Annotated in this window: 2 protein-coding genes; both read right to left on the reverse strand. The window is 56.9% G+C overall.

Translation table 11 applies throughout. The features are described 5' to 3' along the window. Nucleotides 1–663 (reverse strand): type VI immunity family protein (locus tag VSX58_RS22385; protein WP_327619978.1); only part of this gene is annotated, 663 nt, incomplete at its 3' end. 16 nt (nucleotides 664–679) lie between these two features. Beyond that, on the reverse strand, nucleotides 680–868 hold a 189-nt coding region (locus tag VSX58_RS22390), incomplete at its 5' end, for a hypothetical protein (RefSeq protein WP_327619979.1).

Below are 868 nucleotides of genomic sequence, written 5' to 3' on the forward strand. Positions count from 1 at the left end.
AAAGGTATACCAGTTTACCGAACGAACACCGTCACGCCCGGTTTTCCAGGTATGAGAGTTGGTAATATCAATGGTCAAAAACGCCTGCCCAATCTCATATTCCAGATGCTGGTACTTATCGCGCTCATAGCACTGCTGTACGCCCAGTCCCGCCAGCCCGTGCAGCGGTTTTAAGCGCTGACAAAATTCCCGTAACAACGCCTCAAAACGTTTATCTCCGCCGTCCTTTAATGCTTCGATGGGAAGATAAAACCGCACGCAGGAGACCCGACGATGAACATGCTCATACCAGTCGGCGGGCGAGATCATACTGATGAGATAATCGCTGGCATAGGTGGTGCCCTCTTCCGAAGCCCACCAGAAATCCATATGGTCGCCCTCTTCCGCCAGCATCTGCGCCTGCTTTTGTTGCAGCGGGCGCTTGCGGTAAGGCTCGCCCTTATTGGGATATTTATAAAACCCCCAGCGCAGCTTATCGCCGAACTCGCGGTCATAGCGCGCCAGCACCTCCGCCATCGCCTGACGCTTCTCGTCGCTATAGCCCTTGTCCAGATAAAAATAGGCCACCAGCCCGACCTGCAGGGCATTATGCTGCTCCGGGCTGTCCGGCGCCCCATAGGTAAACTCCCAGCGCGCCTGATCGAAACGGGTAAAAAAGTCCATGCTCAAACTCCTCGGGTTAATCGGGCCAGTAGACGTAATCCTGCCGCCGCTGCGCCGGATCGTCTAAAAAGGTAAGTGTCAGCGAATAGGACGCCGGGGCGGCTGGCGCCGACGACTGTTCGGCAAAGGCATAACCACTCGTCCCCGCCGCCGCGCCGCCCGCCAGCATATTGCGCACATAGCTCACCACCTGCCCGGCGGCTCT

The organism is Brenneria populi (genome assembly GCF_036016195.1).
GTDB classification, from domain to species: domain Bacteria; phylum Pseudomonadota; class Gammaproteobacteria; order Enterobacterales; family Enterobacteriaceae; genus Brenneria; species Brenneria populi.